The sequence below is a fragment of the Streptomyces sp. TAA486 genome (assembly GCF_000426165.1).
On the sequence record NZ_AUEV01000003.1, the window covers coordinates 1 to 25,599 of the forward strand.

The window sequence follows — 25,599 nt, forward strand, 5'->3', positions numbered from 1 at the left end:
TGCCATCTCGGCCGGCCCACGGACGAGGAACTGCGCGGTGCGCTGGACGGAGAAGTCGCGGGAGTCGCGGTCCTGCTCGACGACGACGTCGAGTCCCTGCGCTACGCACTGACGACCGAGCACATTCGGCCCAACGTCCCATTGGTGGTAACGGTCTTCGACAGAACCGTCGCCGAACAACTCAGCCGCGTGGTCCCGAACTGCCGGGTCACCTCCCCAGCCGAAGTCGCCGCTCCGGTTCTGCTGGCCGCCTGCCTCCAACCCGACCTACTGGCACTCATCCCGGCCTACTCGCGCCCGGGACCGGATTCCGGACCGGATTCGGATCCCGCCCCGTACCACCTCGGCGCCCGCGCCGAGGGCGACACCGTGCGGCTCGAACCGTACCGGGCACCACGATCGCTTCGAGCCCGTGCGTGGTTCGGCAAGATCCGCGGACAACTGCGACCGCACGACGGCAGCTCACGGATCATGCTGACCGGCCTGACCGGGATTCTCACAGTGCTGCTGGCCGACTGGATCTGGTCCGTGACGTTTCGCCACCGTCCCCCCGTGGAGGCGCTGTTCGAGGCCGCGCGAACAGTCTCCACCGTCGGCCCGGCAGACACCCACGGCTCGGACTCATATCTGGTGTTCTCCGCTCTGGCGATGCTCGTAACCGTCGTCTTCACCGCGGTCTTCACCGCCGGCATGGTCGACCGCCTGCTGGCCCCGCGCTCAGTCGGCATCCTGGGCCCCCGGGCCCTCCCCCGGGGCGGCCACGTGGTCGTGGTCGGGCTCGGACAGGTGGGACTGCGGCTGTGCACCGAACTGCAGGGTCTGGGCATCGGGGTCATCGCGGTCGAGCGCGATCCTGCTGCCCCGAATCTCCGTCTGGCAAAGGCACTCGGCGTACCTGTGGTCGTCGCCGACGCAACCGACCGATTCGTACTGCGCCGACTCGGCCTCCACCAGGCGCAGGCCATGGCCGCGGTCGCCTCCGACGACCGCGACAACATCGCCGTCTCCATCGCATCCCTCGCCGTCGCCCCCGAACTGCGCCTGGTCATGCGCGCGGGCGACCACGATGCGATCGCGGAAACCCGCTCCCTCTTCAGGATCGGCCCGGTCCACGACCTCAACACCCTCAGCGCCGCGTACACCACCGCAACCCTCACCGGCCTGCGTCCACGCACCGTACTGGCACACGGCAGGCAACTCCTGCTGGAGCGCCCGGACGGCACCTTCGCCCCCTGGCCCCACCCCGACCGCTGCACCCATCCCCAGGACCCGGACCACGCCCCCTCCCGGGAAGCCGCCTCTCCCGCCTCATGAACTCCCCCACCGCAGGTCAGGCGCCCCCTTGTCCAGGTCATCGCCACCTCGGGTACGAGCGGACAGAGTCAAGCCCCCGACGCCACGGAGATCCGAGTGAGCCGACCCGCTGCCTGTCTCATCTCATGGGGTCGGTACACCACTTGATCGCCTCATGGCCGTGGCGGCCTCTCCACCTCCGGCGGCGGGTTGATCGCTGTGGTGGCGCAGGAGGTTTGCTGCACGTACTGGGCTGGCTAGCCTGGCGGGATGCTCACAATCCAGGTCACCGAGACGATTTCCTGCACTTCGGAGGAGTTGCTCGAGTTCGTGATGGATGCCGAGCGGTACGAACAGGTCGACCACAAGATCCGCCCTGTTCTGTGGTCCCGACAGGAGGGCAACCTCACCGAGTTCTGTTTCCGCCCCAGGTTGGCGGGCCTCCCGGCGCCACCAGCGGTGGCGCAGATGCGGCTCACCCCCGGCGAGCGCGTGGACATCGTGCTGGCACCGCTGCCGGCCAACCGGCTGACCCGGCTGGCCTCCGATTTCGACGCCAGCTTCGTCTGCACCCCCGTCGAGGGCGGGACACGACTGGTACGAACGCTGAACTTCCGGTTCCGGCCCGTGCTGAGGTGGCTCGCCGAGCCGCTGCTGCGGCGTCGGATGGCTGCCGAGGTGGAAGAGGAAGTGCGATTGGCCAAACAGTACTTGGAGCAGAGAAGCCGCCTGTAGGCACCTGATCAGGAGAGAGCCGGACAGCCGAGGGCGCAATGCACGCTCGGTCGACTCCGCCCGCCTGCTGCTGGAGAGGGTCGCTGCGGTGGCCGACTCCGGCCGGGAGATCACCGCGCTTGAGACGGCGCGCGCCCAGCGCGACTGCGCGCTGGTGGCCGACCTGCTGGTCGGGGCCGTGGACCGGCTGTTCCGGGCATCCGGGACGGCCGGGCACAGCGAGGACTCACCGCATCAGCGGCTGTGGCGGGACGTCCACTCGTCCGCCGGGCACATCGTGCTCCAGTTCGGACCCAACGCGAGTGCCTACGCAGCCCAAGCACTGTCCACCGGCCCGGCCGAGCGGTAGAGGACACCCCACGCCCCGGCCGGCCCCTCCATCGGGGGCTGGCCGGGGCACATCGCGTTCAGACGGCCGGCAGCGGCCCTGGCGGAAAGGGGATCTCGGAGAGCAGCGGCAACAGCGACTCCTCCTCGTAATCAAGGTGGGCGTTCAGTTCCGAGGACATCGAGGCCAGCTCCTTGCGGAATCGCTCCGGGTCGGTGCTCGTGATGTCGGAAAGCAGCGCGCTCAGCTCCTGCTGCAGCCGCGCCACCGCGACGTGTTCGGTCCGCAGCCGCTCGAAGACGTCCGCCAGATGCGGGTTCTGCGCCGCGAGCGCGGGGAACATGTGGGCGTCCTCACCGGTGTGGTGGACCTCCAGCGCCTGGCACAAGGCCAGGCATCGCTGGCGGATCTGGAGCCCGAGCCCCACCGTCGGCACCGCCCCCTCGCCCTCGTGCGCGGCAGCCTTCGCGAAGTACTCGTCCACCTCGGCACTCACGTGCCGCAGCTGCCAGCGCAGCCACACGTGCACCTCGACCAGCTTGTCGGCCAGGCTCCGCACCTCCGCCGGGCCCTCGCCCGGAGGCAGGTCGCTCTTCTGCAGCGCCACCACGGGCAGGACACGGCTGGTGTTCTCCTGGTACTCGCCGTAGCCCGGCTCCGAGGACACCACGTGCGCGAACAGCTTGTCGCGGTGCGCGCCCTCGGCCGGCACCGCGACCGCCTCGAAGGAGTCGGCGCCGATCTCCACCTGCACCAGCGGGTTCGCGAGCACGTTGCGGTACCAGTCGGGGTGTCTGGGTCCGCCCAGGTTGGAGCCGACGACCAAGAGCTCGTCGCCATGGGTCACATAGCCCAGCGGGACGGTCCGCTCCTCGCCTGACTTGGCGCCGGTTGTGGTGAGCAGCAGCAGGTCACTGCCCTCGAAATAGCCGCCGACCTTTCCCTGGTTCGCGCGGAACTCGTCGATGACGGACTGATTGAAGGACATACGAGGTCGGACTCCTTGGTGAGGCGACAGAAGAAGGAGGGGAGGGGGTGCGTGCGTGCGCGCGCACAGGGCCGTACCAGCGGCAGAGCTGCTGGAGGCGGCCTTCCGGAAACGGCAGTGCGGACACGGAGTAAACGGCACGGCCGACTAGGTCAGCGGTGCGGGCACGCCGAGGTGCCTGTCAGGCAGAGCCTGTGAGGAGAGAACGCATGGGATGGTCCCTGATGTGCGGGTGGTCGCCCGGTCACCGGCCGGCCCAGTTCTCTTTGGCCGGTGCCACGCGCCACGTCTCTCATTAGAGCGAGCGGTCAGGGATCTCGTCAACGCGGCCCAATCAGCCCCCTGGCCGGATTCAAGCGATGCCCGAGTGCCCCTTCCCACACTGCGGCCGACGACGTTACGACAGGGGGCGCGATGCACGCCACGCACACGACACGACGACGGTTCCTCGGTTTCGGCGCGGCAGCGGGCAGCGCCGTACTGTTCGGCACCGCAAGCGGAGGCGGCACGGCGGTCGCCGCCGAACGGGACCGCCGCCGGACCGGATACCCGGATGTCCTGAACCTGCCCAACGGCTTCCACCCGGCCGGCATCGGCATCGGCCCGGCACCGTACGCCTACTTCGGCTCGCTGCTCGGCGGAGCGGTCTACCGGGCCTCACTGCTCACCGGCAAGGGCAAGGTGATCAATCCGGGCCTGGGCGAGGGCTACTACGCCGTCGGACTGCAGGTGGACGAGCGGCAACGGGTGTTCGTCGCCGGCGGCTGGGGACGGCTGATCACCGTGATGGACGGAATCACTGGGAAGGTCATCCAGACGTACGAGGTCGGCAACGCCGACACCTTCGTCGACCACGTGGTCCTTACGCCGCGCGCCGCCTGGTTCACCGACTCCTTCAACGGGAAGCTGTTCGGCCTGCCGCTCGGGCCGCGCGGAGCGCTCCCGACACGCGACCAGGTGGTGGCCCTGAAGCTGGGCGGCGAATGGACCCAGGGCCCGTCGGACGGGCTCACTGCGACGGGCGTCGCGGCCACCCCGGACGGTTCCGCGCTCGTCGTTGTCAACATTCACGCCCACGGCGGCAGCCTGTTCCGGGTCGCCCCGGCAACCGGCGACGCCCGCCGAATCGACCTGGGCGGGGTCACACTGCCCACCACCAACGGGATACTGGTGCACGGCCGCACCCTGTACGCGCCCCGCATCAACGACCTCGCGGTCCTGCGCCTCGACCCGACCGGCCACAACGCCCGCCTGGTCCGCACGGTCACCGACCCGCGCTTCGAGACCCCCTGTGCGGCCGCCATTCACGGCAACCGCATCTACCTGCCCAACTCCCGCTTCCCGCAGCCTCCGGAGCCGGACCTCCCGTACAACGCGGTGGCGCTCTCCCTGCCGCTGTAGCGGCATCGAGGGAAGCGACGGGCCGCACTGTTCCCGGGGAGGGCACGCCGCCCGCCGGCGAAGGGTCCGGAACCGACCAGCGAGGGTGAGCGTGCGGGGGGCCCTATGGGTTTCGTCAACCCGTGGGGGCGGGCTTGGGGTCGTAGAAGGTGCCGTCGCGGAGCTTCGCGAAGAGCACGTCGGCTCGTCGTCTCGCGAGGGCAACGGCCATCAATTGCCGCTCCTTCCGCCGGGACTCAAGCAGATCTTTAGCCCCACCGAGCAGAGTCGGGGCCGACCCGCATGAACTGGAGGGGAATCCCATGACGATCGATGATCTCCGCGGGAGGATCGTCTTCGACTCGGACGCCTTCCCTTCGCGAGCAGCGGCGGAGATCGACCTCGATCTGGGGGCGCACGGGCTGAGCCACAGCGAGAGCCACCGGATGGACGGGGCGCCCAGGTTCGCCGTTATGTGTACGCGCGAGGCCCTGGCCAACAGCGGGCTGGGTCTCGGCGCCGTGGATCCGGGCCGGCCCGGGGTGAGCGTAGGCAGCGCGGTCGGCGCGGCCATCACCCTGCCGGAAGACCGACAAACCCCGGCCGGGCTACGCGCTGCCACCGAGGAGATCCCGCACTCGTCCTGCCTGGCCAAGGCCCGCGCGATCCCCACGGAGATCGCGGCACAGCCCGTTCCCGCCGAGGTGGTGGCCACGCTGAAGGCCCTCGCCCATGGGTGGCCGGGCCACCGAGCCATCCCCACCGGCCGCTTGCGACGCATCTGCGAAGGAGCCGTATGAAGGCGCTCGTCTTGGCAGGCGGGACTGGCACCCGTCTGCGACCCATCACCCACACCTCCGCCAAACAACTGGTGCCGGTGGCCAACAAACCCGTTCTCTTCTACGGCCTCGAGGCGATCGCGGAGTCCGGCATCACCGAGGTCGGCGTCATCGTCGGGGACACCGCGGAGGAGATCCGCAGCGCCGTCGGCGACGGTTCCCGGTTCGGCATCGACGTGACGTACATTCCGCAGGGTGCGCCGCTCGGACTCGCGCACGCCGTGCTCATCGCCCGGGACTTCCTCGGTGACGACGACTTCGTGATGTATCTCGGCGACAACTTCATCGTCGGCGGGATCACCGGCCTTGTGGCCGCCTTCCAGTCCGGCCGTCCCGACGCGAGCATCCTGTTGACGCGGGTGCCCGACCCGCGGTCGTTCGGGGTGGCGGAGCTCGACTCCGGCGGCCGGGTCGTCTCGTTGACGGAGAAACCGGAGTTTCCCAAGAGCGACCTCGCGCTGGTCGGCGTCTATCTGTTCACCCCGGCCATCCACGACGCGGTACGAGCCATCACGCCGTCACAGCGTGGCGAGCTCGAGATCACGCATGCCGTCCAGTGGCTGATCGACCAGCGGCGGGACGTCCGGTCCACCACCATCTCGGGGTATTGGAAGGACACCGGCAACGTCACCGACATGCTGGAGGTCAACCGTTCGGTGCTGGAGGGCATCGAGCCCGGCGTAGAGGGAATGGTCGACGACAGCACCGAGATCATCGGCCGGGTCCGGATCGAGAAGGGTGCTCGGATCAGTAGCAGCCGCATCGTGGGTCCCGCGATCATCGGAGCCTCCACCATGGTCCGCGACTCCTACATCGGCCCGTTCACCTCCATTGCGGAGAGCTGCCATATCGAGGACAGCGAGATCGAGTACTCCATCGTGCTCCGCGACTCCGCGCTCATGGGCGTTCGTCGCGTCGATGCCTCGCTCATCGGCCGGGGCGTGCGCGTCCTGACCGCCCCACGCAATTCTTCCGCCCATCGGCTGGTGCTCGGTGACCACAGCGAGGTGCAGGTCCCGTCATGACAACGCGCATTCTGGTGACCGGCGGTGCCGGTTTCATCGGGTCCCACTACGTCCGTACCCTGCTGGGTCCGCAGGGGCCCCGGGACGTTTCGGTGACCGTGCTGGACAAGCTCACCTACGCCGGGAACACGGCCAGTCTGGAGGCGGTGCGCGAGCATGAGGCATTCGGCTTCGTGAGGGGCGACATCTGCGACTCGGACCTCGTCGCGCGGTTGATGAGCGACCACGACCAGGTCGTGCATTTCGCGGCCGAGTCCCATGTGGACCGCTCCATCGACGGCGGCGCGGAGTTCGTCCGGACCAATGTGCTGGGCACGCACACGCTGGTCGATGCCGCCCATGCGGCCGGCATCGAGACCTTCGTGCACATTTCGACCGACGAGGTGTACGGCTCGATAGAAGGTTCATGGACCGAGAACGAACCGCTGCGGCCCAATTCCCCTTACTCGTCCTCGAAGGCATCCAGTGACCTGATCGCGCTGTCCTACCATCGCACACACGGACTGGATGTACGCGTGACCCGCTGTTCCAATAATTACGGTCACCATCACTTCCCCGAAAAGCTGATCCCGCTGTTCATCACCAATCTGCTGGACGGCAAGAAGGTGCCCTTGTACGGCGACGGCGGCAACGTCCGGGACTGGCTCAATGTTGACGACCACGTCCGAGCCGTCGAACTCGTACGCACGCGTGGTCGCGCGGGCGAGGTCTACAACATCGGGGGTGGAACCGAGCTCGCCAACAAGGATCTCACCGCCCTGATCCTCGACGCGTGCGGGGCTCGATGGGATACCAGCGTGATGTATGTGGAGGACCGCAAGGGCCACGACCGGCGGTACTCCGTCGACTGGACCAAGATCCGCGAAGAGCTCGGTTACGAACCCCTGGTGAAGCTCGAGCAGGGCCTGCGCGAGACCGTGCAGTGGTACCGCGATCAGCGTGTGTGGTGGGAGCCGCTGCTGGAGCGGGCCGCACTGTGACAACCGCCGATGAGCCGGTCTGGCTCGTGACCGGAGCCGACGGGATGCTGGCCCGCGATCTCCTGGCCCGGCTGGAGCAGGCCGGAATCTCCGCGGTGGGGGTCGGCCGCTCCGGCCTCGACATCACCGATCCCAACGCGGTGCGGAGGATCCTGCGGGCCCACCGTCCGGCCCTGGTGGTCAACTGCGCGGCGTGGACCGCAGTGGACGAGGCGGAGGAGCGGGAGGCCGAGGCCCACGCCGTCAACGGGACAGGCCCCCGCCTCCTCGCGGAGGAATGCGGTGCTCTGCGAGCCGTACTGCTGCAGGTCTCGACGGACTACGTCTTCGACGGCAGCGCCACACGACCGTACTCCGAGGACGCGCCGACCGCTCCGCGGACTGCCTACGGCCGAAGCAAGCTGGCAGGGGAGCGGGCCGTCCTGAGGGCACTCCCCCACACCGGCTATGTGGTCCGCACAGCGTGGCTGTTCGGGGAGCACGGGCACAGTTTCGTGCGAACGATGATGGGGCTGGCGTGCGGAACTGGCCCTGTCGAAGTCGTCGACGATCAACGGGGTCAGCCCACCTGGACGGGAGATCTCGCCGACCGTCTGGTCCTCCTGGGGCGTGCCGCGCTCACGAGGAACGCCCCGCCCGGGATCTATCACGGCACCTGCGCCGGGGACGCCACGTGGTTCGCGCTCGCCGCAGAGGTCTTCACCCTGCTCGGCGCTGATACCTCACGGGTACGCCCCGTCTCCAGTGACACGTTCGTGCGACCCGCGGCGCGGCCGACGTACAGCGTGCTGGGGCACGACCGCTGGCGACAGGCCGGTATCGACCCGATGAGCCACTGGCGGGACGCAGTGGCCAGGGCATGGCCGAGCATGTGCCGCGCCGAAGCGACCGGCCCACGGCGCTCGGTGCGGTCGGGACCTGCCGGTTCCTCACCCCGCTCGTCCTGACTGGAGCTTGCCGCGCACTTGTCGCCCTTGCCGCCACCGCCCTACCGAGGTGCCCCATACCCATGCGACCACTCTCCATCGAGGGCTCGTGGATTCACGAGCCCAAAGTCTTCCCCGATGAGCGGGGGAGCGTCCATGAGCTGTTCCAGGGCCGCACACTGCGTGGAGCCCTGGGCCAAAATCTCAAGCTTGCCCAGGCCAACTGCTCCATCTCCCGGCGCGGCACCCTGCGCGGCATCCACTTCGCGGACGTGCCACCGGGCCAGGCAAAATACGTAGCCTGCGTCCGGGGCGCGGTGCTGGACGTCATCGTCGACATCCGCGTCGGTTCACCGACCTTCGGCCAGTGGGAGGGCGTACGCCTTGACGATCAGGCCCACCACGCCGTCTATCTGTCCGAGGGCCTTGGACACGCCTTTCTCGCCCTGACCGACAACACCACCGTGGTCTATCTGTGCTCCGAGAGCTACAACCCTGACCACGAACACGGTATCCACCCTTTGGATCCGGATCTCGCTATCGAATGGCCCGACGACATTCCCTTTCTGATGTCGCCGAAGGACGAAAAGGCACCGACTCTCGCGTCCGCCAGGCGAAGTGGTCTGCTGCCGGACTACGAGCGCTGTGGGGCGTTCCTCCGGGGGCTGCGCGACATATGACCGGGCGCGGAACGCGCGACGCGACCTGAGTGCCGTGAATGCAGGTGGATCGGCTGATTCCGACCTGATTTACCAAGGGGTGCAGCCCTCAGGCCAGAAACCTCGGACGGGCCCCACCTGACCATCTCTCAGCCCTTCCGACGCCCGGTGCACATCCGGTGCGCACGAGGGTGGAAACAGACGGTGACCTGCGGAAGATACCGAAAGGCGTTTCCGCAGGCCACCGAAGTGACGCACCGTCGAAGGCCGGACCACCCGGCCCCCGGCTCAGATGTCGAAGTACAGCTACGAAGGAGCTCTGACCTGCACAGACGCAGGGCGTTCGTTGGGTCGGTGCACATCGGGTGCACAGCGTGGGCATCCGGCTTCTGCCCCTCCGCCGCCAGTGTCCGGTCGACCTTGCGGAATCGTGTGCACCACCCGGCCAATTAACTCAGCAGTGAGGTAAGGGCGTTGGCGAGAGCTTCGCCTCCCTGCTGGACGACGGTTCCCGTGACCAGGGCTGGCAGCGCCTGGGCAACGCCACGCAGCGTGCCGGCCTCTGCGTCGGGAGCTGTGAGCGAAGTGTCGACGGTGTCCGCCATGGCACGCAGCGCCGCCGCATGCTGCAGGCTCGCCTCGTTCCGCTCCAAGTCGGCGCGGAAGGAAGTGAGCAGGTCCCGGACCGACTCGACATCGACAGCGCCCGCAACCGATGCGGACTGGTACACGTGGGAGATGTTCTGCCCCACGGTGTTCTGGACAGGGGCATTGTTATTTCCGCCGATGCTGACGCCCGAGCCGTGCCCTGGCTCCGGTTCGGGGCGGCGTCGTCCCACTGCCATCACTTGCCTCCTTGGCTGCCGTTGTTCTGGCCCACACCGCGGATGTCGCTGCCGGCGACGTTCTGGATGGGGGCGTTGTTGTCTCCGTAGACCTGGATGTTGGTGATGACTGCGGCCACTTGCCGTTCGTACGCAGCGGTGTCGACTCCCCGTTCGTCGAGATACCTTGCGACAGTCCGGAACACGCAGGACTGCATCAGCACAACGTGCCGCTTGGCGTCGTCGCTCTGGTGCATGTCGGTTACCTCCTCAGCGGAGTACCGATCGCGCAGGCTCACAGGGTCCTTTTCTTCCACGCGGCCGTCCTTGCCTTTCTCACCTAGTCCGAGTCGAGCGACGAACCGCCAAAGGGCGAAGGGACCAGCAGCAGCATCCAGGAGCGATTGCGCACCGAGCCAGCCGAGAAGGCGGATTCCGGTCTTAGAGACAGGTGCGGCGGTTCCGCGGAGTTCGTTGTACAAGGGGGTGGTCACATGTGGCCGCACGGTCAACCGCAGTTCGCCTGCCTCCAGTGCCGCGTGCGCGAACACACCAACTACGACCTCACCGCTCCAACTGACACACTGTGCCCGCAGATAGAGCCGGTCCGGCACGCTGGACGGCGAGCGACGACCCCGGCCACTCAGGTCCGGAACATCCAGCTTCGACTCGCGAATTCGCTGCAGCCACAGCGGCGACGGCAGCCCTTGGACCTCAGTGACAGAGAAGCCAGGCAATGGATCGGTCATCTCCCTGGCCCCGCGGCCCAGTTCTCTCAGGGCCACGCCCACACGACGCAGCAGCTCCACCTCCCCGAACTGCCTGACCGACTCCTCCGGGTCCTTCGGCTTCAACGGGATGTCGATGTCGGCGGCGCCCCACACGTCCCGCCCAGCTCCAACGAAGCATTCCGAAGAGTCGTATGGCAGCGCCAGATGCGTCTGTCCTTTGCCGATGAGATCTATACGGCGTCCGGCCTTCGGGCTCACCCAGGGCAGCCGGTCGGCCGCCACGCCATCCCCTACGAGCCGGGCCAGCGCCGCGCGCGCCGCGAGTCGGTCCCCCGCGCACACCAACGCTGCGGCCAGCACAACCATGCCCGGCAGCAAGACTAATGCGGGCCGAAATTCAGCACCCGCACCGCCGAACGGCTCGAAAGGCAGGAGTGCAAGCAACCACGGGAAACACAGCAAGAGATAGGCCAGACGGGGCGATGGCGCCAGCCGTCGCCTCTTGCCCTTGCGCAGGGCCCGAAAGCCAAGCCAACGCATCGTCAAGGCCAGTAGAATAGCGCCACCCCACACGACAGCTGCCCAGTTCGCCAGGTACGCCGCGAACGCCGAGAGCAGCAGTATCCACGCGCGCCGTGCCCACTTGCGTCGTCGCGCACGCAGACTGTGAGCCAGGACGGGTACGAGATCGAATCCGTACGACGGAACGGGTAGCCGGGGTCCGCGCAGCACGTGGTCCACGACCCACTGCGCCGCACGCTCACCCAGGGGCGGGCAGTCGTCGCTGCCCTCCAAGAGGACACGCCTGCGTGTACTGCGCCGCGGCCTGCTGGGCTCCCCCTCCCGGCCGCGGAACCCGCGCCACCACGCCTTGACAGCGCGCACACGGTCGGGACGCGCATAGACCGCCTGACATAGCAGCTTTGTCACCTCGGACGAGGTGGGATTCACCTCGTCCGAGCCACCAGTACCAATGCTCGACGGGCTGCTCTGGACCGGCACTGCCGGCCCGTCAACCATCCCTCGTTCCCACTCCCGAGCACGCAAGCCCCGCCCGATCCCCATGCAACCCCCGAACACGAGTAGGCGGGCATCCTCAACGACGCACCGCCGGAAGCACCAGACGACAAACACGACAATGCGCCAGCCAGTACCGCATTGACTGAATTTCGCCCCCTATATGAATCGTTGCTCGATTCGAAATTCGCACGACACTAAGCCTCTTTCAACTTGAGCGCGATACGGGCGTAGTGGACCAGCGCCCCGGGGACACCCATGTCCGACTGGCTGCCGGCTTCGACATCGGCATCGGCACCGTCTACCGCTACATCCGCGAGGCCGTCGTGGTCCTGGCCGGCCTCAACCCCCTTGGAGCAGGCTGCGGCCACTGCCTCGGCGACGGCGTTCGTCATCCTCGATGTCACGCTGCTTGCGATCGACAGGATCACCGCCGCCCGCACCCACCAGGTCATCGACGCGCTTGCCGAGATCGTCGTCAAGTGCTGTGCCGACAAGGGCTATCAGGGCGCGGGAGGCACGGCGATCGTCCCGTTCAGCGGCAGGCATCGGAACCTGTCCACCGGCAAGCGCACGGTCAAAATCGCCCACGCAAAGAGCCGCTCCGCCGGTGAACAGGCAGTGACCACGCTCAAGGGATGGCGCCTGCAGCGCCAACCGGATCATTGACGTCGTCAAGGCCGTCCTCGCCCTTCACTTCGCGTCAACGTGAGGTGAGAAACAGCCCATCGTGGGCCTCTTCCTTATCGATCGAGTGCTGCCCGGATCTGGCTGAGCCACTCGGTGCCCAGTTGGCGCCCGTTCGGGAGTTGGTCGCCTCGATCCCAGCGCCACGTTGTGATCATCGCAAGCACGAGCACCCGACAGTCGCCCAGCAAGTCTTGATCGACACCCGGATAGTGCTCGCTGACTTCTTCGGGCGCATGGGCGAGGTCGAATTCGACAGGCCCACGGCAGCACGTCTCCAGGTCTACGAACAGCAGCCCGTTCTTCGTGGTGAGCACGTTGCCTGGATGCGGTTCGCCGTGCAGTAGCTGGCCGGCACCGGCGCGCTCTCCGATCACTCGTCTCAGCCTTCGCAACGTGTTGTCGAGCAGCTCCCGGTCCGCGTCGGCGAGTGCCGGAGTGCGGCCACGGCTTTCCAAGAGTTGTTGAGCCTGCTCGACTCGATCCGTGAAGTGAGGCGTTGAGACGCCGAGTTGACGCATTCCAGCATGCAACCGCGCGAGCGCTTCGGCGTATTCGACTGGTGAGACCTCTGCAGGTGTCGCGGGTTCGTAGTAGGTCCACAGCGTGACATCGAATCCGTCACGCTCGTAGACGCGTGGCTGCACTCGAGGCTCGAGAGCAGCCACCGGGCTATCTGCTTCGGCGAGCCGTTGTGCCAGCTCGATTTCGAACTGCGCGATCTGATGCGCTGCAGGTGCCACCCGGGCCAGGACGTCACAAGGCAGCAGACGCAGAGTGAGCTCGTTCGAGTCGTGAAGAACAACCGCGTCATCAACCTTCAGGTCAAGCCCGGTGGCCGTGGAGACACCCGCGGCCACGGCACGCGGACGGTCTGATGCCTTCATCGTTAATCGTCCCTCTCCCTCGCGGGGCCGACCAGAATGGAGCGACAGCGAGGATCGCGCGCATTCCCCGGTGACCGTCCCTGCACCGCGAGGCACCCTACGACTCACCGTCCTGTCTGACGACAGGCTTTCTCCGTGCCCGACGCGGTGCGGAGAAGTACGGTAGTTGCGTACTTCGGCGAATTGCCGCGGATGCTCACCGACTGGAGAGCCTGGTGACCGGGGCCTTCGTCTAGCTCGCAGCAGGTGCTCGGATTGCTTTGGGACGTACTGGTCATGCCTTTGAGGGGTAAGCGCGATCACTGACGTGCAGCATCCATGACGCGGCACGATAGGCCGATGGCGCCCACACCTGCCCCGCGGTGCTGGCTGCACTTGCACGCCGAGATCCGCTCGTCCTCCATCGCGGGTACGGGACTGTTCGCCCGAGCCCCGCTAGCAGCCGGAACGGTCGTGGCCCGAGTCGGTGGGCGCCTTCTTTCACACCACGAGTTGCAGGATCTGCTCACCGGAGCAGCACTCCGACCCGACGGCCCCTACATCGACACTATCGCCGTCACCGAAACCACGAACCTGCTCCTCCCGCCCCGCAGCGAGCAGTCCATCGGCTACAGCAACCACAGCTGCGATCCGAATCTGTGGTGGGACGGCCCCTACACGCTCGTGGCTCGCCGCGACATCAGCACGAACGAGGAGCTGACCAGCGACTACGCCACCAGCACCTGGGATCCCGCGTACGCAATGAACTGTGTCTGCGGCTCCCTGACGTGTCGGGAGACCATTACCGGCAGCGATTGGCAGCTGCCCGAGCTGTGTGCCCGCTACGGCAAGCACTGGGTGCCAGCCCTTCTCACACGCATCGCCGCGACGTCCTGACCGAGCCACACAGACCACGCCAGATCGCAAACGGTGGCGCCGCGCCGGCAAGGACTCATCCCTTCTCCCACACTGCTTCCAGCGGGAGGCCCAGTAGTGCGCGAGCACGGTCGGCCAGGGGGCCGTGGTCCTCGTCGCCGTGATACGGCCGGAAACTGAAGCCGATCGGAAGGTCCTGTCCTGATGCGCCACTCGACATGACCGGATGTTCTCGAACTTCGAGGCAGGACCGCCATCCTGTTCACGCCACGGTCGTCGCGGCCGTTCAACGAGATGGCCGCGTTCGAAGCGGGCCTCGGCGCGGGCGACGAGGTGCCCAGCCCACCCGTGGACCGTTCCTGCCACGGCGATTGCGGGACTCTTAGGCCTCTTGACCAAATTAGCCAGTCGGGGTGTACAACCGACAACTCCCCCTGTAGGTCTACTACTTCATCAATACGCCCATGGAGGACAAATGGTGAAGATACGCAGAACTCTCGCCACCGCTACCATAGTCGCGGCACTGTGCTCCCCTCTCGCCGCCTGTAGCGCGAGCGCCGAGACTTCCTCGGGCCGCCCGGCCGCCGAGGCGCAGCCGCAAGGCCACGACAAAGAATGCAAGGCAGAGATCAAAGCTCTGGTCCCGATCATGGTCGACGGCACCGCCGAAGGCTCCGACGATGCCACGGCCAAGAGTGCCTGCAAGGGCTTCACGGACCGAGAGGTTGCGGCCTTCATTGAGGATGAGCTTCTGGCCATCTCCGAGGATGAAGAAGCTGCAAACGCCGCCATGGACTCTGTCAACGATGTGATCGACGGGGGCGGGTCCATATGGGACGTGACCGAGAACCCGGGAGCCGCCAGCGGACCCGACGAGTTCGGCATGTACGACGCCAAGGACGACGTGAAGCTGAAGAGCTGCACGGTCCGAGACCCGTTCGACCTGGGCGACCACACGGCGGTGGCGGACGTGTCGATCAAGAACCCCAAGGGTGCTAAGGAGCCCATGCACTTCGAGTACGAGATCGAGGTGTTGGACGGCAAGGGCGACCGGATCGAAACACTGAGCGGTGGCGCCGAGGATGTCCGACCGGGGCAGATCATCGACACTGGCACCAACGGTGACGGCGAAGAGGATGCGATCGGCAGCAAGGACCAGCTCACCGAAACAAAGATCAAGTGCGAGGTCATCTCAGCCCAGAAGGATGCTGCGAGCAACTATAGCTAAGCGCGCAATGTGTAAATAGTGACATCGGGCAGGCGAGGTCGAAGCCTTCGTGACCGGGAGGCGGCAGGCCAGACCTCGTCGGTTGAGAAGTCCAGCCGGCGGGGTTCGCTCCACGCGTGAGGCGACTGAGCCTCACAACAACGGCTCTGGCACTGCGACTTGGACCGCTGCACCCCGCAACAGGCGTCCCTCCCAGTGTCAGTAGAAGATGCAACAATCCCCGCCGAACCGGACGCCAGTCGCCGAGGCTTCCGGGAGATCGTTCCTCGCACTACTTCGGTGCCGGCACCGATCGAAACCGATCGGCCGGAACGCGGGGCTACAGAACGGCTTCATACACGCGGATGATCTACACCACCCCGCCCAGGCCGCAGGCCACGTCTTACGGGCGGCGGGCCAGCAAGTGGGTGTCGAGGAAGCCTCGCTCGGACGCTGGGTCGTGGAGCAGCCGGGCGAACGTGACGAGCCCGGCCGCGGCCAGCAGTTCAGCGAACCGGTCCGCCGGCCAGCTGTAGGCGGGCGTCACCTTGTGGTCGAAGCGGACCGGCTCCGGTCCCTCGGTCCCGAAGAAGGACACCAGGAGCAGGCCCCCTGGTGCCAGGACACGCATCTGCTCGGCGAGTAGCGCGGGCAATTCCTCGGGTGGGGTATGGATGATCGAGTAGTGGGCCAGCACTCCGCCGAGTGCACGGTCCTCGATCGGCAGGGCCTCCATTCGCGCTTCGTCGAACCGCAGAGCCGGATGAGCCCGCCGAGCGTGGTCGACCATGGCCGGGGAGAGGTCGAGCCCGAAGGCGTCCAGCCCCAAGTCGTGCAGCATGGCCGTCAGGTGACCGGGGCCGCACCCGACGTCGGCTACCCGCAGGTTCACCGTGGCACGCACGAGCTCGGCGAAGATGCCGATCATGTTCCGCGCGAAGGGCCGCGTCTCCAACTGACTGGTGAACATCGAGGCATACAGGTCGACGACCCCGTCGTAGGCCGCCCTGGTCTCGTCCTGATGTGTCAACACGGGAAGGAAGGTACTCTCGCGCGTTTCGCCGCTGTTCTCCAGCCCCGAGAACCAAAGGTTGTGCCACCCGGACCTATCAGCCCCAATAGGCCCACCGTTGGGTCGACTCCGCTGTCCTTTGACGGGGAATTTAGTCGTTCGCCGTGCGCTGACCTGCGTCGACTAGGATTGGTTGGCAAACGATCACACTGGATCGGCCCCAGACTCCTAGCTCGGACGTCCGGGGGGTATCCAGCGGGTTGCCCCGTCCGTGCCGGGCGTGACACGGGGCCCGGGATGGGCTGGCCCCGTGTCCTCCAGGCTCTCGGCGCGTTACCGGGACCGAATCCACCAAATCGCGAGGCCCCCGGCGCCAGTTCCTGCGCCGTAGGCGACTCCGAGAATGAAGCGCCTGGCCAGGGGCATGCTAAGGCGGGTCAGTCGCTCCCGTAGCTGTGGCCGACGGCGAGGCGAGGCTGAGGGCTTAGAGGCAGGATGGTGTCCCCGGCCGGGTGACACTGGATTAGCATGCACGTTGGGGTGCTCCGTTCGTCCGAAACTCGTTCAGGGCATCACCGCAGAGAGCCCTCCCGGCATGTGGCCTGAGAAACCGTGCCGGGCGGGGCTCTTTCTGCTTGCGTGGGAGTCTACTGAGGGCTGCGGGCCGCTCAGGTCCTGAGCAGCCCGATCAAGCACCGCACAGGCAGAGTTGTGAGGCCATCAGGAACTCAACTGGTCGCAATCCCGCCGACTTAACGCTCCGTCAATTTACATAGTGATGCTGGTCACGTTTTCTGGTTTCCGTGCTTCACGCCAGGAGGCCGCGGCTGCGCAGCCGCTTCACGAATCGTCCACGCAGGCACCGCGGGTGCCGGCGTTTGTCGACCGGTTCCGGAGTCGGCCGGTGATCACTCGACTCGTGATGTGTATGGCGCTGCCGTGGGAGCGGGGAAAATGGAAGGCAGGGCCGAACGAGGCGTTGGCAGGATGTTCGTCCTGCTCAACACCCGACGGGAGAGGACCCGACGACGATGCCTCGTGCCATCACATTGATCCGCTCCGCCTCCCTGTCCGACGTCGCCGAGTATGCCTACGCGTCCACGGCGCCAGCCGAGTCACGCCTGATCTTCCTTGCCGGGGCGTGTCCGTTGAACGATGACGGCTCCACTGCGGCCGTCGGGGACTACGCGGGTCAGGCGATGAAGGCCATCGAGAACATGCAGGCTGCTCTCGCTGCCTCGGGTGCGTCGCTCCAGGACGTCATCAGTACCAGGGTCCTCGTCGCATCGGCCCGGCAGGAGGACCTGGTGGCTGCCTGGGAGGTAGTCCGGGACTCGTTCGCTGACCATGACGTCCCCAGCACCTTGATGGGCGTCACCGTGCTCGGCTACCAGAACCAACTCGTCGAGATCGAGGCCGTCGCCGCCGTGCTCGATTCTTGAGCCCACTGGCAGCAACGGCACCACACGAGCACAGCCGTCAACTCACTGTCGCTCGTAGTCCTGTGACCTCAAGGTGCGCACCGAGATTGCCTGCCCGAAGCTACGGATCAAAGGGTCGAAGGCTGAGCCAGCAGATTTGCAGCCTCCACTCACCGCTCTGACCTACGGGCGCATCGCCTGATTGATCGACTCTGCGAGCACGGCATGTTCCTCTGCAGGGATGATGAGGTGTTCCGCCCGGGTCACGGCAGCGAACTGCTGCTGTTCAAAGGGCACACCCGGTGGCAGTGGTGCCAGATGCCAGTGGACGTGGGCGACACCTTGGTTACTGCCGAAGCTGAAGACGTAGAGGCGTTCAGTAGGCACCAGCCGGCCAAGGGCCCGGCCAAACCGGTGGACGCGCCGTTGAAGCTCGAGGTAGTGCTCTTCTGGGAAGTCGTCGATGACACGCGTGTGGTGTTCGACGGGAGCCAGCAGCATGTAGCCGTAAAGACGTTGGGGTACGGGGCAGGAAGACCACACATACATCGTCGCGATAGACGATGCGCTCTCCCGGCTTATGGCGACCGTCTACGATCTCGCAAATGAAGCACCGCCCATCCTGGTTGGCCTTGCGGATCCTCTCCGCGTACTGAGCGACGTCGACAGCTTCGGTGGGGTACTGAGACATCTGCACTCCCTCGACGCAGACAGCAATAGGGGCAGCCTCACACGCTCCATAGACCGACGGTCAGCAGGGATGCCGATGCCGACGGACGACTCATCAAGGTCCGAAGCAAGTTGACCGAGGTTCACAACCCCGCGTGTTCGACCTGATAGTGATGTACTTCAGCGCCAGGTGAGGACGCGCCTGCCGCCAGCGAGGACTGCAGCTCCCGCTCCAGCGCTGACAGCAGCAGTGATCAACACGAGGCCTGCGCCAACACCTTGCGCCTGTACTCCGGCCAGCATCGCCCCGAGAGCGATGCCGAGTTCTTCGCTCGAGACCATCCACATCAACGACGAGACCTCCGTGCCCCTTGGAGCATGTTGGTCCAAGAGCTCGAACAAGCAGATAGTGATCGGAGCGAAGGCTCCACCGGCGATGAAGAGGACACCCGCCAGCGGAAGTCCCACAGGCAAGGCCGCTGCTACAGCGAGCGCAAGACCCAGCCACGCAAAGCCGGCGATGTATCCCCGAAAAGTCGTACCCTGACGCTGGCTACCGAACCAGATGCCTGACAGAACGCTGCCGAGGCCGAGGCCGGTGAGGAGCCAGCCGGAGTCTGTTGCGGACCCGTGCTCAGCAGCACGGGCGGGCAGCCCAACGGTCAACGCACCGAGGCACAACCCGAGTGCGACATTGGCCAGAAGAAGCAGCCGAAGTGCAGGGCGGAGTCGCGCAGCGGTCCGCGTGTTGGCGACGCCTGGGAGCCCGGGATCAGGCACGGCGAGGGGCCCCACGACGAGCAGCGCAGAGGCCGTGATCAACAGAGTGCCGGCAGCGACCACACCGATCTGCGGCGACCAAGCAGCTGCACCTGCGGCAATGAGCGGCCCGCAGATCTTGGCAGCTTCCGTGAGGATCGCATCAACGGCATACGCGGTCCTCACAAGACCTCCGCGCACAGCGTGCTTCCAGAGCGGTCGAATGCTCGCAACGATCGGAGGCGCAGTCGCACCGGCAAGCGCCCCGAAGACCATCAGTGCCGTCGTATCCGACGCCGTGGCCAGCCCCGCGACAGCGAGGAAGGTGACCGACGTGAGCACAGTCAAGGGGATACCCGGCCCGTAACGGTCGACGAAAAACCCCCGGATCGGCGCCGTCAGCATGCCACCGATACCCCAAGCCCCAGCGGCCAACCCGGCGTCCACGAATGAGCCTGACTCACCGTGAGCCAACAACACGGTGGCCAGAGGAAAGGCGGCGAAGCCGAACTTGCCCGTGCCGGTGGCAGCGACAAGTCTGCGTGCTGTCGCGCTCCGCAGAACATCGACATAGGCGTTCATCGCAACACACGCTCGCATCACGATTCCCCACGCGGAAGCCGCCAACCCCACACTCACAACCGGCCAGCACTCCAGGGCAAGACCGCGTGCCACTCGCGTGCCAGATCGGGCGGGGGCTCGCAGGGAAAGCTAGTGCCTGAGGGGCACGTCGGTTCGAGTCCCGACATGCGGCTTGCAGCCGAGGCCAGTTCCGATCTCGTCTTCCTGTAGGGGAGCTCAGCACCACGCAAGGCCACACCTGACTACCCGTCAACCAATCTGGCGTCCGGTGCACATCCGGTGCACATGAGGGTGGAAACAGACGGTGACCCGCGGAACACGCCGGAAGGCGTTTCCGCAGGTCACCGTGGTCAAGCACTGTCGAAGGCCAGGTCAACCGACCCGGGATTTAGATGTCGAAGTACAGCTCGAACTCGTGCGGGTGCGGACGCAGTTGCATCGGGGCGATCTCGTTCTCGCGCTTGTACTCGATCCACGTGTCGATCAGGTCGGCCGTGAAGACGCCGCCCGCCTGCAGGTACTCGTTGTCCGCCTCCAGGGCGTCGAGGACCGCGGGGAGGGAGGTGGGGACCTGCGGGACGCCCGCGTGCTCCTCGGGGGCGAGCTCGTAGAGGTCCTTGTCGATCGGCTCGGCCGGCTCGATCTTGTTCTTCACGCCGTCGAGGCCCGCCATCAGCAGTGCCGAGAAGGCCAGGTACGGGTTGGAGGACGGGTCCGGCGCGCGGAACTCGACGCGCTTGGCCTTCGGGTTGGAGCCCGTAATCGGGATGCGCATCGCGGCGGAGCGGTTGCGCTGCGAGTAGACCAGGTTGACCGGCGCCTCGAAGCCCGGGACCAGGCGGTGGTAGGAGTTCACCGTCGGGTTGGTGAACGCCAGCAGGGACGGGGCGTGCTTGAGGATGCCGCCGATGTAGTAGCGGGCGGTGTCGGACAGGCCCGCGTAGCCCTGCTCGTCGTAGAAGAGCGGCGAACCGTCGTTCCACAGCGACTGGTGCACGTGCATGCCGGAACCGTTGTCACCGAAGATCGGCTTGGGCATGAACGTGGCGGTCTTGCCGTTTCGCCAGGCGGTGTTCTTCACGATGTACTTGAAGAGCATCAGGTCGTCGGCGGCGGCGAGCAGCGTGTTGAACTTGTAGTTGATCTCGGCCTGTCCGGCGGTGCCCACCTCGTGGTGCTGGCGCTCGACCTGAAGGCCGGCGCTGTTCAGCTCCGAGGTGATCTCGGCACGCAGGTCGGCGAAGTGGTCGACGGGCGGGGCCGGGAAGTAGCCGCCCTTGTAGCGGACCTTGTAGCCGCGGTTGCCACCGTCCTCGATGGTGCCGGTGTTCCAGGCGCCCGCTTCGGAGTCGATGTGGTAGTAGCCGGCGTTGGCCTTGGTCTCGAAGCGGACCTCGTCGAAGACGTAGAACTCCGCCTCGGGGCCGAAGAAGGCGGTGTCGGCGATACCGGAGGATGCCAGGTATGCCTCGGCCTTCTTCGCCACGTTCCGCGGGTCACGGCTGTACTGCTCGCCGGTGATCGGGTCGTGGATGAAGAAGTTGATGTTGACGTGCTTCTGCTCACGGAAGGGGTCCACCCGGGCCGTGCTCAGGTCGGGGACGAGGGCCATGTCCGACTCGTGGATGGCCTGGAAGCCGCGGATCGAGGAACCGTCGAACATCAGGTTCTCGTCCGGGTCGAAGGATTCGGCCGGGACCGTGAAGTGCTGCATGATGCCCGGCAGGTCGCAGAACCGGACGTCGATGAACTTCACGTCGTTGTCCGCGATGTATTTCTTGGCCTCGGCGGCGTTCTGGAACATCCATCCTCCTAGTCCCGCCGCGGAGGGACGGGAATTGCTGGTACGCAGGCCAGTGCGGTGGCGCGCGCTGTGGCGACCATAGGCAGGCGCGATTTCTCAAGCGTGACCCACCTGTTTCGCTGATGTTAACCACTGTCCCGCCCATACCCGATGACCTGCGGACAAGGTCATTTTCACCCGCGATACGGTTGCCGTGTGAACAACAGGGATGCGATCGGGTCATGGCTGTCGGGCCCACGTGCCGCGGCCGAGGGCATGGGCGCGGACTTCGGGCACCGCGGTGAGCGGCTGGGCCTGCCCGCCGACGGGCCGCGTTCGATCGCGCCGGTCGGACGCCGGCTGGGCGCCCTGTTCATCGACTGGGCGATCTCCGCGCTGATCGCGTACGGGCTGTTCGCGGGCGGTGACCTGCGCAGTGCGAACAATTGGGCGCTGGGCGTCTTCCTCGTACTGAGCCTGCTGACGGTCGGCACCGTCGGCAGCACCCCCGGCAAGCGGCTTCTCGGGATGCGCGTGGTGGCCGTGGAGGGGCTGGGACGGCTGGCGCTGTGGCGAGTGGCGGTGCGTACCGTCCTGCTGGGCCTGGCCATCCCGGCGCTGGTCTGGGACCGCGACGGGCGCGGACTGCACGACAGGCTCTCCGGCGCGGTCCAGGTACGGATCTGAGCCGGCGGCCGGTACGCGGCCACCCCCGACGCCCGGGCACCTGCTTCGTCGCCCAGAGGCCCGCTTCGGCACCCGGTCGGCACGCGGACGACAATGTTCGGCAGGCAGACATCAAGAGGTCCGGCCCGGGACTTCGAATCCCGGGCCGGACCTGTACGTATGCGTTGCACAGCCGCAGACGGCTGTGCGGCGCGGCCGCTCAGCGACCGCTCTGACCCCGCGGCATCCGCATGCCCTTCGGCATCGGCCCCTTCGGGATGGGCATGTTGCTCATCAGGTCTCCCATCGCGCGCAGCCGGTCGTTGACCTGCGTGGTCTGGGGGCCCGTGAGGACTCTCGGCAGCTTCAGCAGCCTGGTGCGCAGCTTCTTCAGCTCCACCTGGCCCTCGTCCTCGCCGACGACGAAGTCGTGCACGGGAACGTCCGAGACGACCCGGGCCATGCGCTTCTTCTCGGACGCCAGCAGCGAACGCAGCCGGTTCGGATTGCCCTCGGCCACCAGGACGATGCCCGCACGGCCCACGGCACGGTGGACGACGTCCTGGCTGCGGTTCATCGCCACGGCAGGAGTGATCGTCCAGCCCTTGCCGATGTTCTCCAGTACGGCCGCCGCGGCGCCGGGCTGTCCTTCCATCTGGCCGAAGGCTGCCCGCTCGGCCCGGCGGCCGAAGATGATCGCCATCGCGAGCAGGGCCAGCATCACGCCCAGAATGCCCGCGTAGATCGGGTGTCCGATCAGGAAGCCGATGGCGAGGAGTACACCGAAGGTGACAAGCCCCACGCCGGCCAGGATCAGGCCGATCTTCCGGTCGGCACGCCGGGTCATCTTGTACGTCAGAGCGATCTGCTTGAGCCGCCCCGGGTTGCTCTCGGAGTCTTCCTTCCTCGCCATGCGGGGAAGTTTACGTGGCGGCCGGCCTCCGGTCGGCCGCGGCCTCCAGTACCCGCTGGGCCTCGGTACGCGCGACCGCCCGGCGGCGGTCCTCCAGCACCGCTGTCCAGGCGTTTCGGCGTGCTGTTTCGTGGCCCCTGCGCATCAGCAGGTTCTCGAAGCTCTCGAGCGCGCGCAGTGTGGTCCGCAAGGCGGTTCCCCTCCGTGATCTCACATAGCTGCCATGAACGGTATGTACATCCATCGTCACCGTTAGGTGTTACCAGCGGATGACCAGCGGGTCAAAGGCTGCGAACGCCGATGCGGCCAACGTCACGCCGTCGTGCATGCGGGGAGTGTCCCCCGTCATGCCGCCCGGGCGTCGCGTGCCTCGACCGCCTGCTTGTACAGACGTCCCGCGCGGTACGAAGAGCGCACCAGCGGGCCGGACATGACGCCCGCGAAGCCGATCTCCTCGGCCTCCTGCTGGAGTTCGACGAACTCCTGCGGCTTCACCCAGCGCTCGACGGGGTGATGGCGTGCGGAAGGCCTCAAGTACTGGGTGATCGTTATGAGTTCGCAGCCGGCTCCATGCAGGTCGCGCAGCGCCTCGCTGACCTCCTCGCGCGTCTCGCCCATGCCGAGGATGAGGTTGGACTTGGTGACCAGTCCGTCCTCGCGGGCCCGGGTGATCACCTCGAGGGAGCGCTCGTAGCGGAACGCGGGACGGATGCGCTTGAAGATGCGGGGCACCGTCTCGACGTTGTGGGCGAGGACCTCGGGACGCGAGGAGAAGACCTCCGCGAGCTGCTCCGGTACGGCGTTGAAGTCGGGGATGAGCAGTTCGACCCCGGTGTCGGGCATCAACTCGTGGATCTGGCGCACCGTTTCGGCGTAGAGCCAGGCACCGCCGTCGTCAAGGTCGTCACGGGCGACGCCGGTGATCGTCGCGTAGCGCAGCTCCATCTGCTGGACGGACTCCGCGACGCGGCGCGGCTCGTCCCGGTCGAGCTCGGCCGGCCTGCCCGTGTCGATCTGGCAGAAGTCGCAGCGGCGGGTGCACTGTTCGCCGCCGATGAGGAAGGTGGCCTCCCGGTCCTCCCAGCATTCGAAGATGTTGGGGCAGCCGGCCTCCTGGCACACCGTGTGCAGACCCTCGCGCTTGACCAGGTCCTGCAGAGCGTTGTACTCGGGCCCCATCTTCGCCCGGGTCTTGATCCACTCGGGCTTGCGCTCGATGGGGGTCTGGCTGTTGCGGACTTCAAGGCGGAGCATTTTGCGACCGTCGGGTGCGACAGCGGACACGTCCGGCTCCCTACGTACTTTCGATTCCTCGGCGAACTTCAGGGTACGCCCATCGCTCCGGTGTCTCCCACCGCCGGTGGCCTCACAGACGCAGGCCGCGGTCACAGCAGCGTCGCGGCAGCGGGCAGAGCCGGTGCGGCAGGCCTCACACGGCGCGGGGCAGCGGCTCCGACGACTCCAGGACCTCGCTCAGGTGCTTCTCCATGACGGGCAGCACGTCGGTCACCGGAACGTCGTGACCCAGTTCGTTCGAGAGCGACGTCACGCCCGCGTCGCGGATACCGCAGGGGACGATGCGGTCGAACCAGGTGTTGTCCGGGTCGCAGTTGAGCGCGAAGCCGTGCATGGTCACGCCCTTCGCGACGCGGACGCCGATCGCGCCGATCTTGCGGTCCTCGCCTCGCTGACCCGCGTTGGAGGGCGCGTACTCGGGGCCGCGCAGCCGCGGGTCGTACTCGTCGTCGTCATCAGCGTGCGGCTCGAAGTCGAGGGAGAGACCGCCGAGATCCTTCCCCGGGCGGCCGGCCGGGTCCGCGGAGTCCCCGAGCACCCACGCGCCGCTGCGCCCCTCGATCCGTGTGGTCTCCAGACCGAAGTCGGCGCAGGTGCGGATCATGGCCTCTTCCAGCCTGCGCACGTGCGCGATCACGTCGACCGGGCGGGGCAGCTTCAGGATGGGGTAGCCGACGAGCTGCCCCGGGCCGTGCCAGGTGATCTTCCCGCCGCGGTCGACGTCGACGACGGGAGTGCCGTCGACGGGGCGCTCGCTGGGATCCGTGCGGCGTCCCGCCGTGAAGACCGGGGTGTGCTCGAGCAGCAGGCAGGTGTCGGGGATCTCGTCCGCCAGCCGCGCCGCGTGCACTCGGCGCTGCTCCTGCCATGCCTCTTCGTAGTCCACGGCTTCGGCGCCGAACCCCAGACGGACAAAGCGCAGCTCGCTCACGGCTCCTCCAATGTCGAACCGGCCCGTGCCGGGTCGGCCGGCTCCGGCCGGGGCGGGCCGTGAAGCCCGGCCCCGAAGAAAACTGTACGGCCGCGGCGGCCCTCTCCGGCAGCCGGGCACCTCCTCACACGTATGGATGAAAAGGACAGCGAAGGGGGCAAGCAGCCCCGGTGGGGCGGCTAAGTTCGCGCCGTTCCGCAGGGTGC

Annotated in this window: 26 protein-coding genes; 14 read left to right on the forward strand and 12 right to left on the reverse strand. The window is 66.9% G+C overall.

Annotated features, from left to right (window positions below):
- The 3 genes from I004_RS32625 to I004_RS38030 all read left to right on the forward strand — a co-directional run.
- Positions 1-1,314: NAD(P)-binding protein (locus I004_RS32625; protein WP_037975342.1), on the forward strand; the 1,314-nt coding region annotated here is incomplete at its 5' end.
- Between the two features lie 249 nt (positions 1,315-1,563).
- A complete protein-coding gene (locus I004_RS0106720) occupies positions 1,564-2,028 on the forward strand; it encodes an SRPBCC family protein (protein ID WP_028434845.1) in 465 nt (154 codons plus the stop codon).
- A 7-nt stretch (positions 2,029-2,035) separates the two neighbouring features.
- Entirely contained in the window at positions 2,036-2,377 is a 342-nt protein-coding gene (locus I004_RS38030; protein ID WP_486579867.1) for a hypothetical protein, read from the forward strand.
- 58 nt (positions 2,378-2,435) lie between these two features.
- Here the strand turns inward: I004_RS38030 and I004_RS0106730 are convergent, their stop codons facing one another.
- Positions 2,436-3,344 carry a nitroreductase/quinone reductase family protein gene (locus I004_RS0106730; protein WP_028434847.1) on the reverse strand — a complete coding sequence of 303 codons (909 nt, stop codon included), beginning with the start codon at positions 3,342-3,344 and terminating at the stop codon, positions 2,436-2,438.
- A 414-nt stretch (positions 3,345-3,758) separates the two neighbouring features.
- Here I004_RS0106730 and I004_RS0106735 point away from each other — a divergent pair, with 414 nt between their 5' ends.
- From I004_RS0106735 to rfbC, 6 genes are all read left to right on the forward strand, one after another.
- Positions 3,759-4,745: a hypothetical protein gene (locus I004_RS0106735; RefSeq protein WP_028434848.1), complete on the forward strand. Its 987-nt coding sequence runs from the start codon at positions 3,759-3,761 to the stop codon at positions 4,743-4,745.
- A 302-nt stretch (positions 4,746-5,047) separates the two neighbouring features.
- Entirely contained in the window at positions 5,048-5,524 is a 477-nt protein-coding gene (locus I004_RS0106745) for a beta-ketoacyl synthase N-terminal-like domain-containing protein (protein ID WP_028434849.1), read from the forward strand.
- Complete coding sequence (locus tag I004_RS0106750; RefSeq protein ID WP_028434850.1) at positions 5,521-6,588, forward strand: glucose-1-phosphate thymidylyltransferase; 1,068 nt, start codon at positions 5,521-5,523, stop codon at positions 6,586-6,588. The genes I004_RS0106745 and I004_RS0106750 overlap by 4 nt, the downstream gene beginning before the upstream one ends.
- Positions 6,585-7,568 (forward strand): dTDP-glucose 4,6-dehydratase, encoded by a 984-nt coding sequence (gene rfbB, locus I004_RS0106755; RefSeq protein WP_028434851.1) that lies wholly within the window; start codon positions 6,585-6,587, stop codon positions 7,566-7,568. Before I004_RS0106750 ends, rfbB begins: the two co-directional genes overlap by 4 nt.
- Entirely contained in the window at positions 7,565-8,515 is a 951-nt protein-coding gene (rfbD, locus tag I004_RS0106760; RefSeq protein WP_028434852.1) for a dTDP-4-dehydrorhamnose reductase, read from the forward strand. The genes rfbB and rfbD overlap by 4 nt, the downstream gene beginning before the upstream one ends.
- A 62-nt stretch (positions 8,516-8,577) precedes the next feature.
- A complete protein-coding gene (rfbC, locus tag I004_RS0106765; RefSeq protein ID WP_028434853.1) occupies positions 8,578-9,174 on the forward strand; it encodes a dTDP-4-dehydrorhamnose 3,5-epimerase in 597 nt (198 codons plus the stop codon).
- Between the two features lie 428 nt (positions 9,175-9,602).
- Here rfbC and I004_RS0106770 read toward each other — a convergent pair whose 3' ends face one another.
- Together I004_RS0106770 and I004_RS32630 are read right to left on the reverse strand one after the other, a co-directional pair.
- Entirely contained in the window at positions 9,603-9,998 is a 396-nt protein-coding gene (locus I004_RS0106770; RefSeq protein ID WP_028434854.1) for a hypothetical protein, read from the reverse strand.
- Positions 9,998-11,248, reverse strand: a complete 1,251-nt coding sequence (locus tag I004_RS32630) for a hypothetical protein (protein ID WP_486579868.1) — start codon at positions 11,246-11,248, stop codon at positions 9,998-10,000. The genes I004_RS0106770 and I004_RS32630 overlap by 1 nt, the downstream gene beginning before the upstream one ends.
- Before the next feature lie 828 nt (positions 11,249-12,076).
- Here I004_RS32630 and I004_RS32635 point away from each other — a divergent pair.
- Positions 12,077-12,394: a hypothetical protein gene (locus I004_RS32635; RefSeq protein ID WP_051344799.1), complete on the forward strand. Its 318-nt coding sequence runs from the start codon at positions 12,077-12,079 to the stop codon at positions 12,392-12,394.
- A gap of 74 nt (positions 12,395-12,468) precedes the next feature.
- Here the strand turns inward: I004_RS32635 and I004_RS0106785 are convergent, their stop codons facing one another.
- Positions 12,469-13,299, reverse strand: coding sequence for an aminoglycoside phosphotransferase family protein (locus I004_RS0106785; protein WP_028434856.1), 831 nt, complete (start codon positions 13,297-13,299; stop codon positions 12,469-12,471).
- Positions 13,300-13,638: 339 nt separating this feature from the next.
- Here I004_RS0106785 and I004_RS37435 point away from each other — a divergent pair, with 339 nt between their 5' ends.
- Both I004_RS37435 and I004_RS0106795 read left to right on the forward strand, forming a co-directional pair.
- Entirely contained in the window at positions 13,639-14,175 is a 537-nt protein-coding gene (locus tag I004_RS37435; RefSeq protein WP_158677010.1) for an SET domain-containing protein, read from the forward strand.
- 454 nt (positions 14,176-14,629) lie between these two features.
- Positions 14,630-15,382, forward strand: coding sequence for a hypothetical protein (locus I004_RS0106795; RefSeq protein ID WP_028434857.1), 753 nt, complete (start codon positions 14,630-14,632; stop codon positions 15,380-15,382).
- A 382-nt stretch (positions 15,383-15,764) separates the two neighbouring features.
- Here the strand turns inward: I004_RS0106795 and I004_RS0106800 are convergent, their stop codons facing one another.
- A complete protein-coding gene (locus I004_RS0106800; RefSeq protein WP_028434858.1) occupies positions 15,765-16,394 on the reverse strand; it encodes a class I SAM-dependent methyltransferase in 630 nt (209 codons plus the stop codon).
- A 1,010-nt stretch (positions 16,395-17,404) separates the two neighbouring features.
- Here I004_RS0106800 and I004_RS0106805 point away from each other — a divergent pair.
- Entirely contained in the window at positions 17,405-17,815 is a 411-nt protein-coding gene (locus I004_RS0106805) for a RidA family protein (protein ID WP_028434859.1), read from the forward strand.
- A 162-nt stretch (positions 17,816-17,977) separates the two neighbouring features.
- On the opposite strand, the gene I004_RS37440 is transcribed toward I004_RS0106805, so the two are convergent.
- From I004_RS37440 to glnA, 3 genes are all read right to left on the reverse strand, one after another.
- On the reverse strand, positions 17,978-18,295 hold the full coding sequence (locus I004_RS37440) for a hypothetical protein (RefSeq protein ID WP_051344801.1): 318 nt from the start codon (positions 18,293-18,295) through the stop codon (positions 17,978-17,980).
- Between the two features lie 348 nt (positions 18,296-18,643).
- On the reverse strand, positions 18,644-19,804 hold the full coding sequence (locus I004_RS0106815; RefSeq protein ID WP_028434860.1) for an MFS transporter: 1,161 nt from the start codon (positions 19,802-19,804) through the stop codon (positions 18,644-18,646).
- 388 nt (positions 19,805-20,192) lie between these two features.
- Entirely contained in the window at positions 20,193-21,608 is a 1,416-nt protein-coding gene (gene glnA, locus I004_RS0106820; protein WP_028434861.1) for a type I glutamate--ammonia ligase, read from the reverse strand.
- A gap of 195 nt (positions 21,609-21,803) precedes the next feature.
- Between glnA and I004_RS0106825 the strand changes: the two genes are divergently transcribed.
- A complete protein-coding gene (locus I004_RS0106825; protein ID WP_028434862.1) occupies positions 21,804-22,274 on the forward strand; it encodes an RDD family protein in 471 nt (156 codons plus the stop codon).
- A 199-nt stretch (positions 22,275-22,473) separates the two neighbouring features.
- Here I004_RS0106825 and I004_RS0106830 read toward each other — a convergent pair whose 3' ends face one another.
- The 4 genes from I004_RS0106830 to lipB form a co-directional block, all read right to left on the reverse strand.
- Complete coding sequence (locus I004_RS0106830) at positions 22,474-23,166, reverse strand: DUF4191 domain-containing protein (protein ID WP_028434863.1); 693 nt, start codon at positions 23,164-23,166, stop codon at positions 22,474-22,476.
- Between the two features lie 10 nt (positions 23,167-23,176).
- Positions 23,177-23,356 carry a hypothetical protein gene (locus I004_RS0106835; protein WP_028434864.1) on the reverse strand — a complete coding sequence of 60 codons (180 nt, stop codon included), beginning with the start codon at positions 23,354-23,356 and terminating at the stop codon, positions 23,177-23,179.
- A 155-nt stretch (positions 23,357-23,511) separates the two neighbouring features.
- On the reverse strand, positions 23,512-24,450 hold the full coding sequence (gene lipA, locus I004_RS0106840; protein ID WP_028434865.1) for a lipoyl synthase: 939 nt from the start codon (positions 24,448-24,450) through the stop codon (positions 23,512-23,514).
- Between the two features lie 145 nt (positions 24,451-24,595).
- A complete protein-coding gene (gene lipB / locus I004_RS0106845; RefSeq protein WP_028434866.1) occupies positions 24,596-25,393 on the reverse strand; it encodes a lipoyl(octanoyl) transferase LipB in 798 nt (265 codons plus the stop codon).
- Positions 25,394-25,599 lie beyond the last annotated feature (206 nt).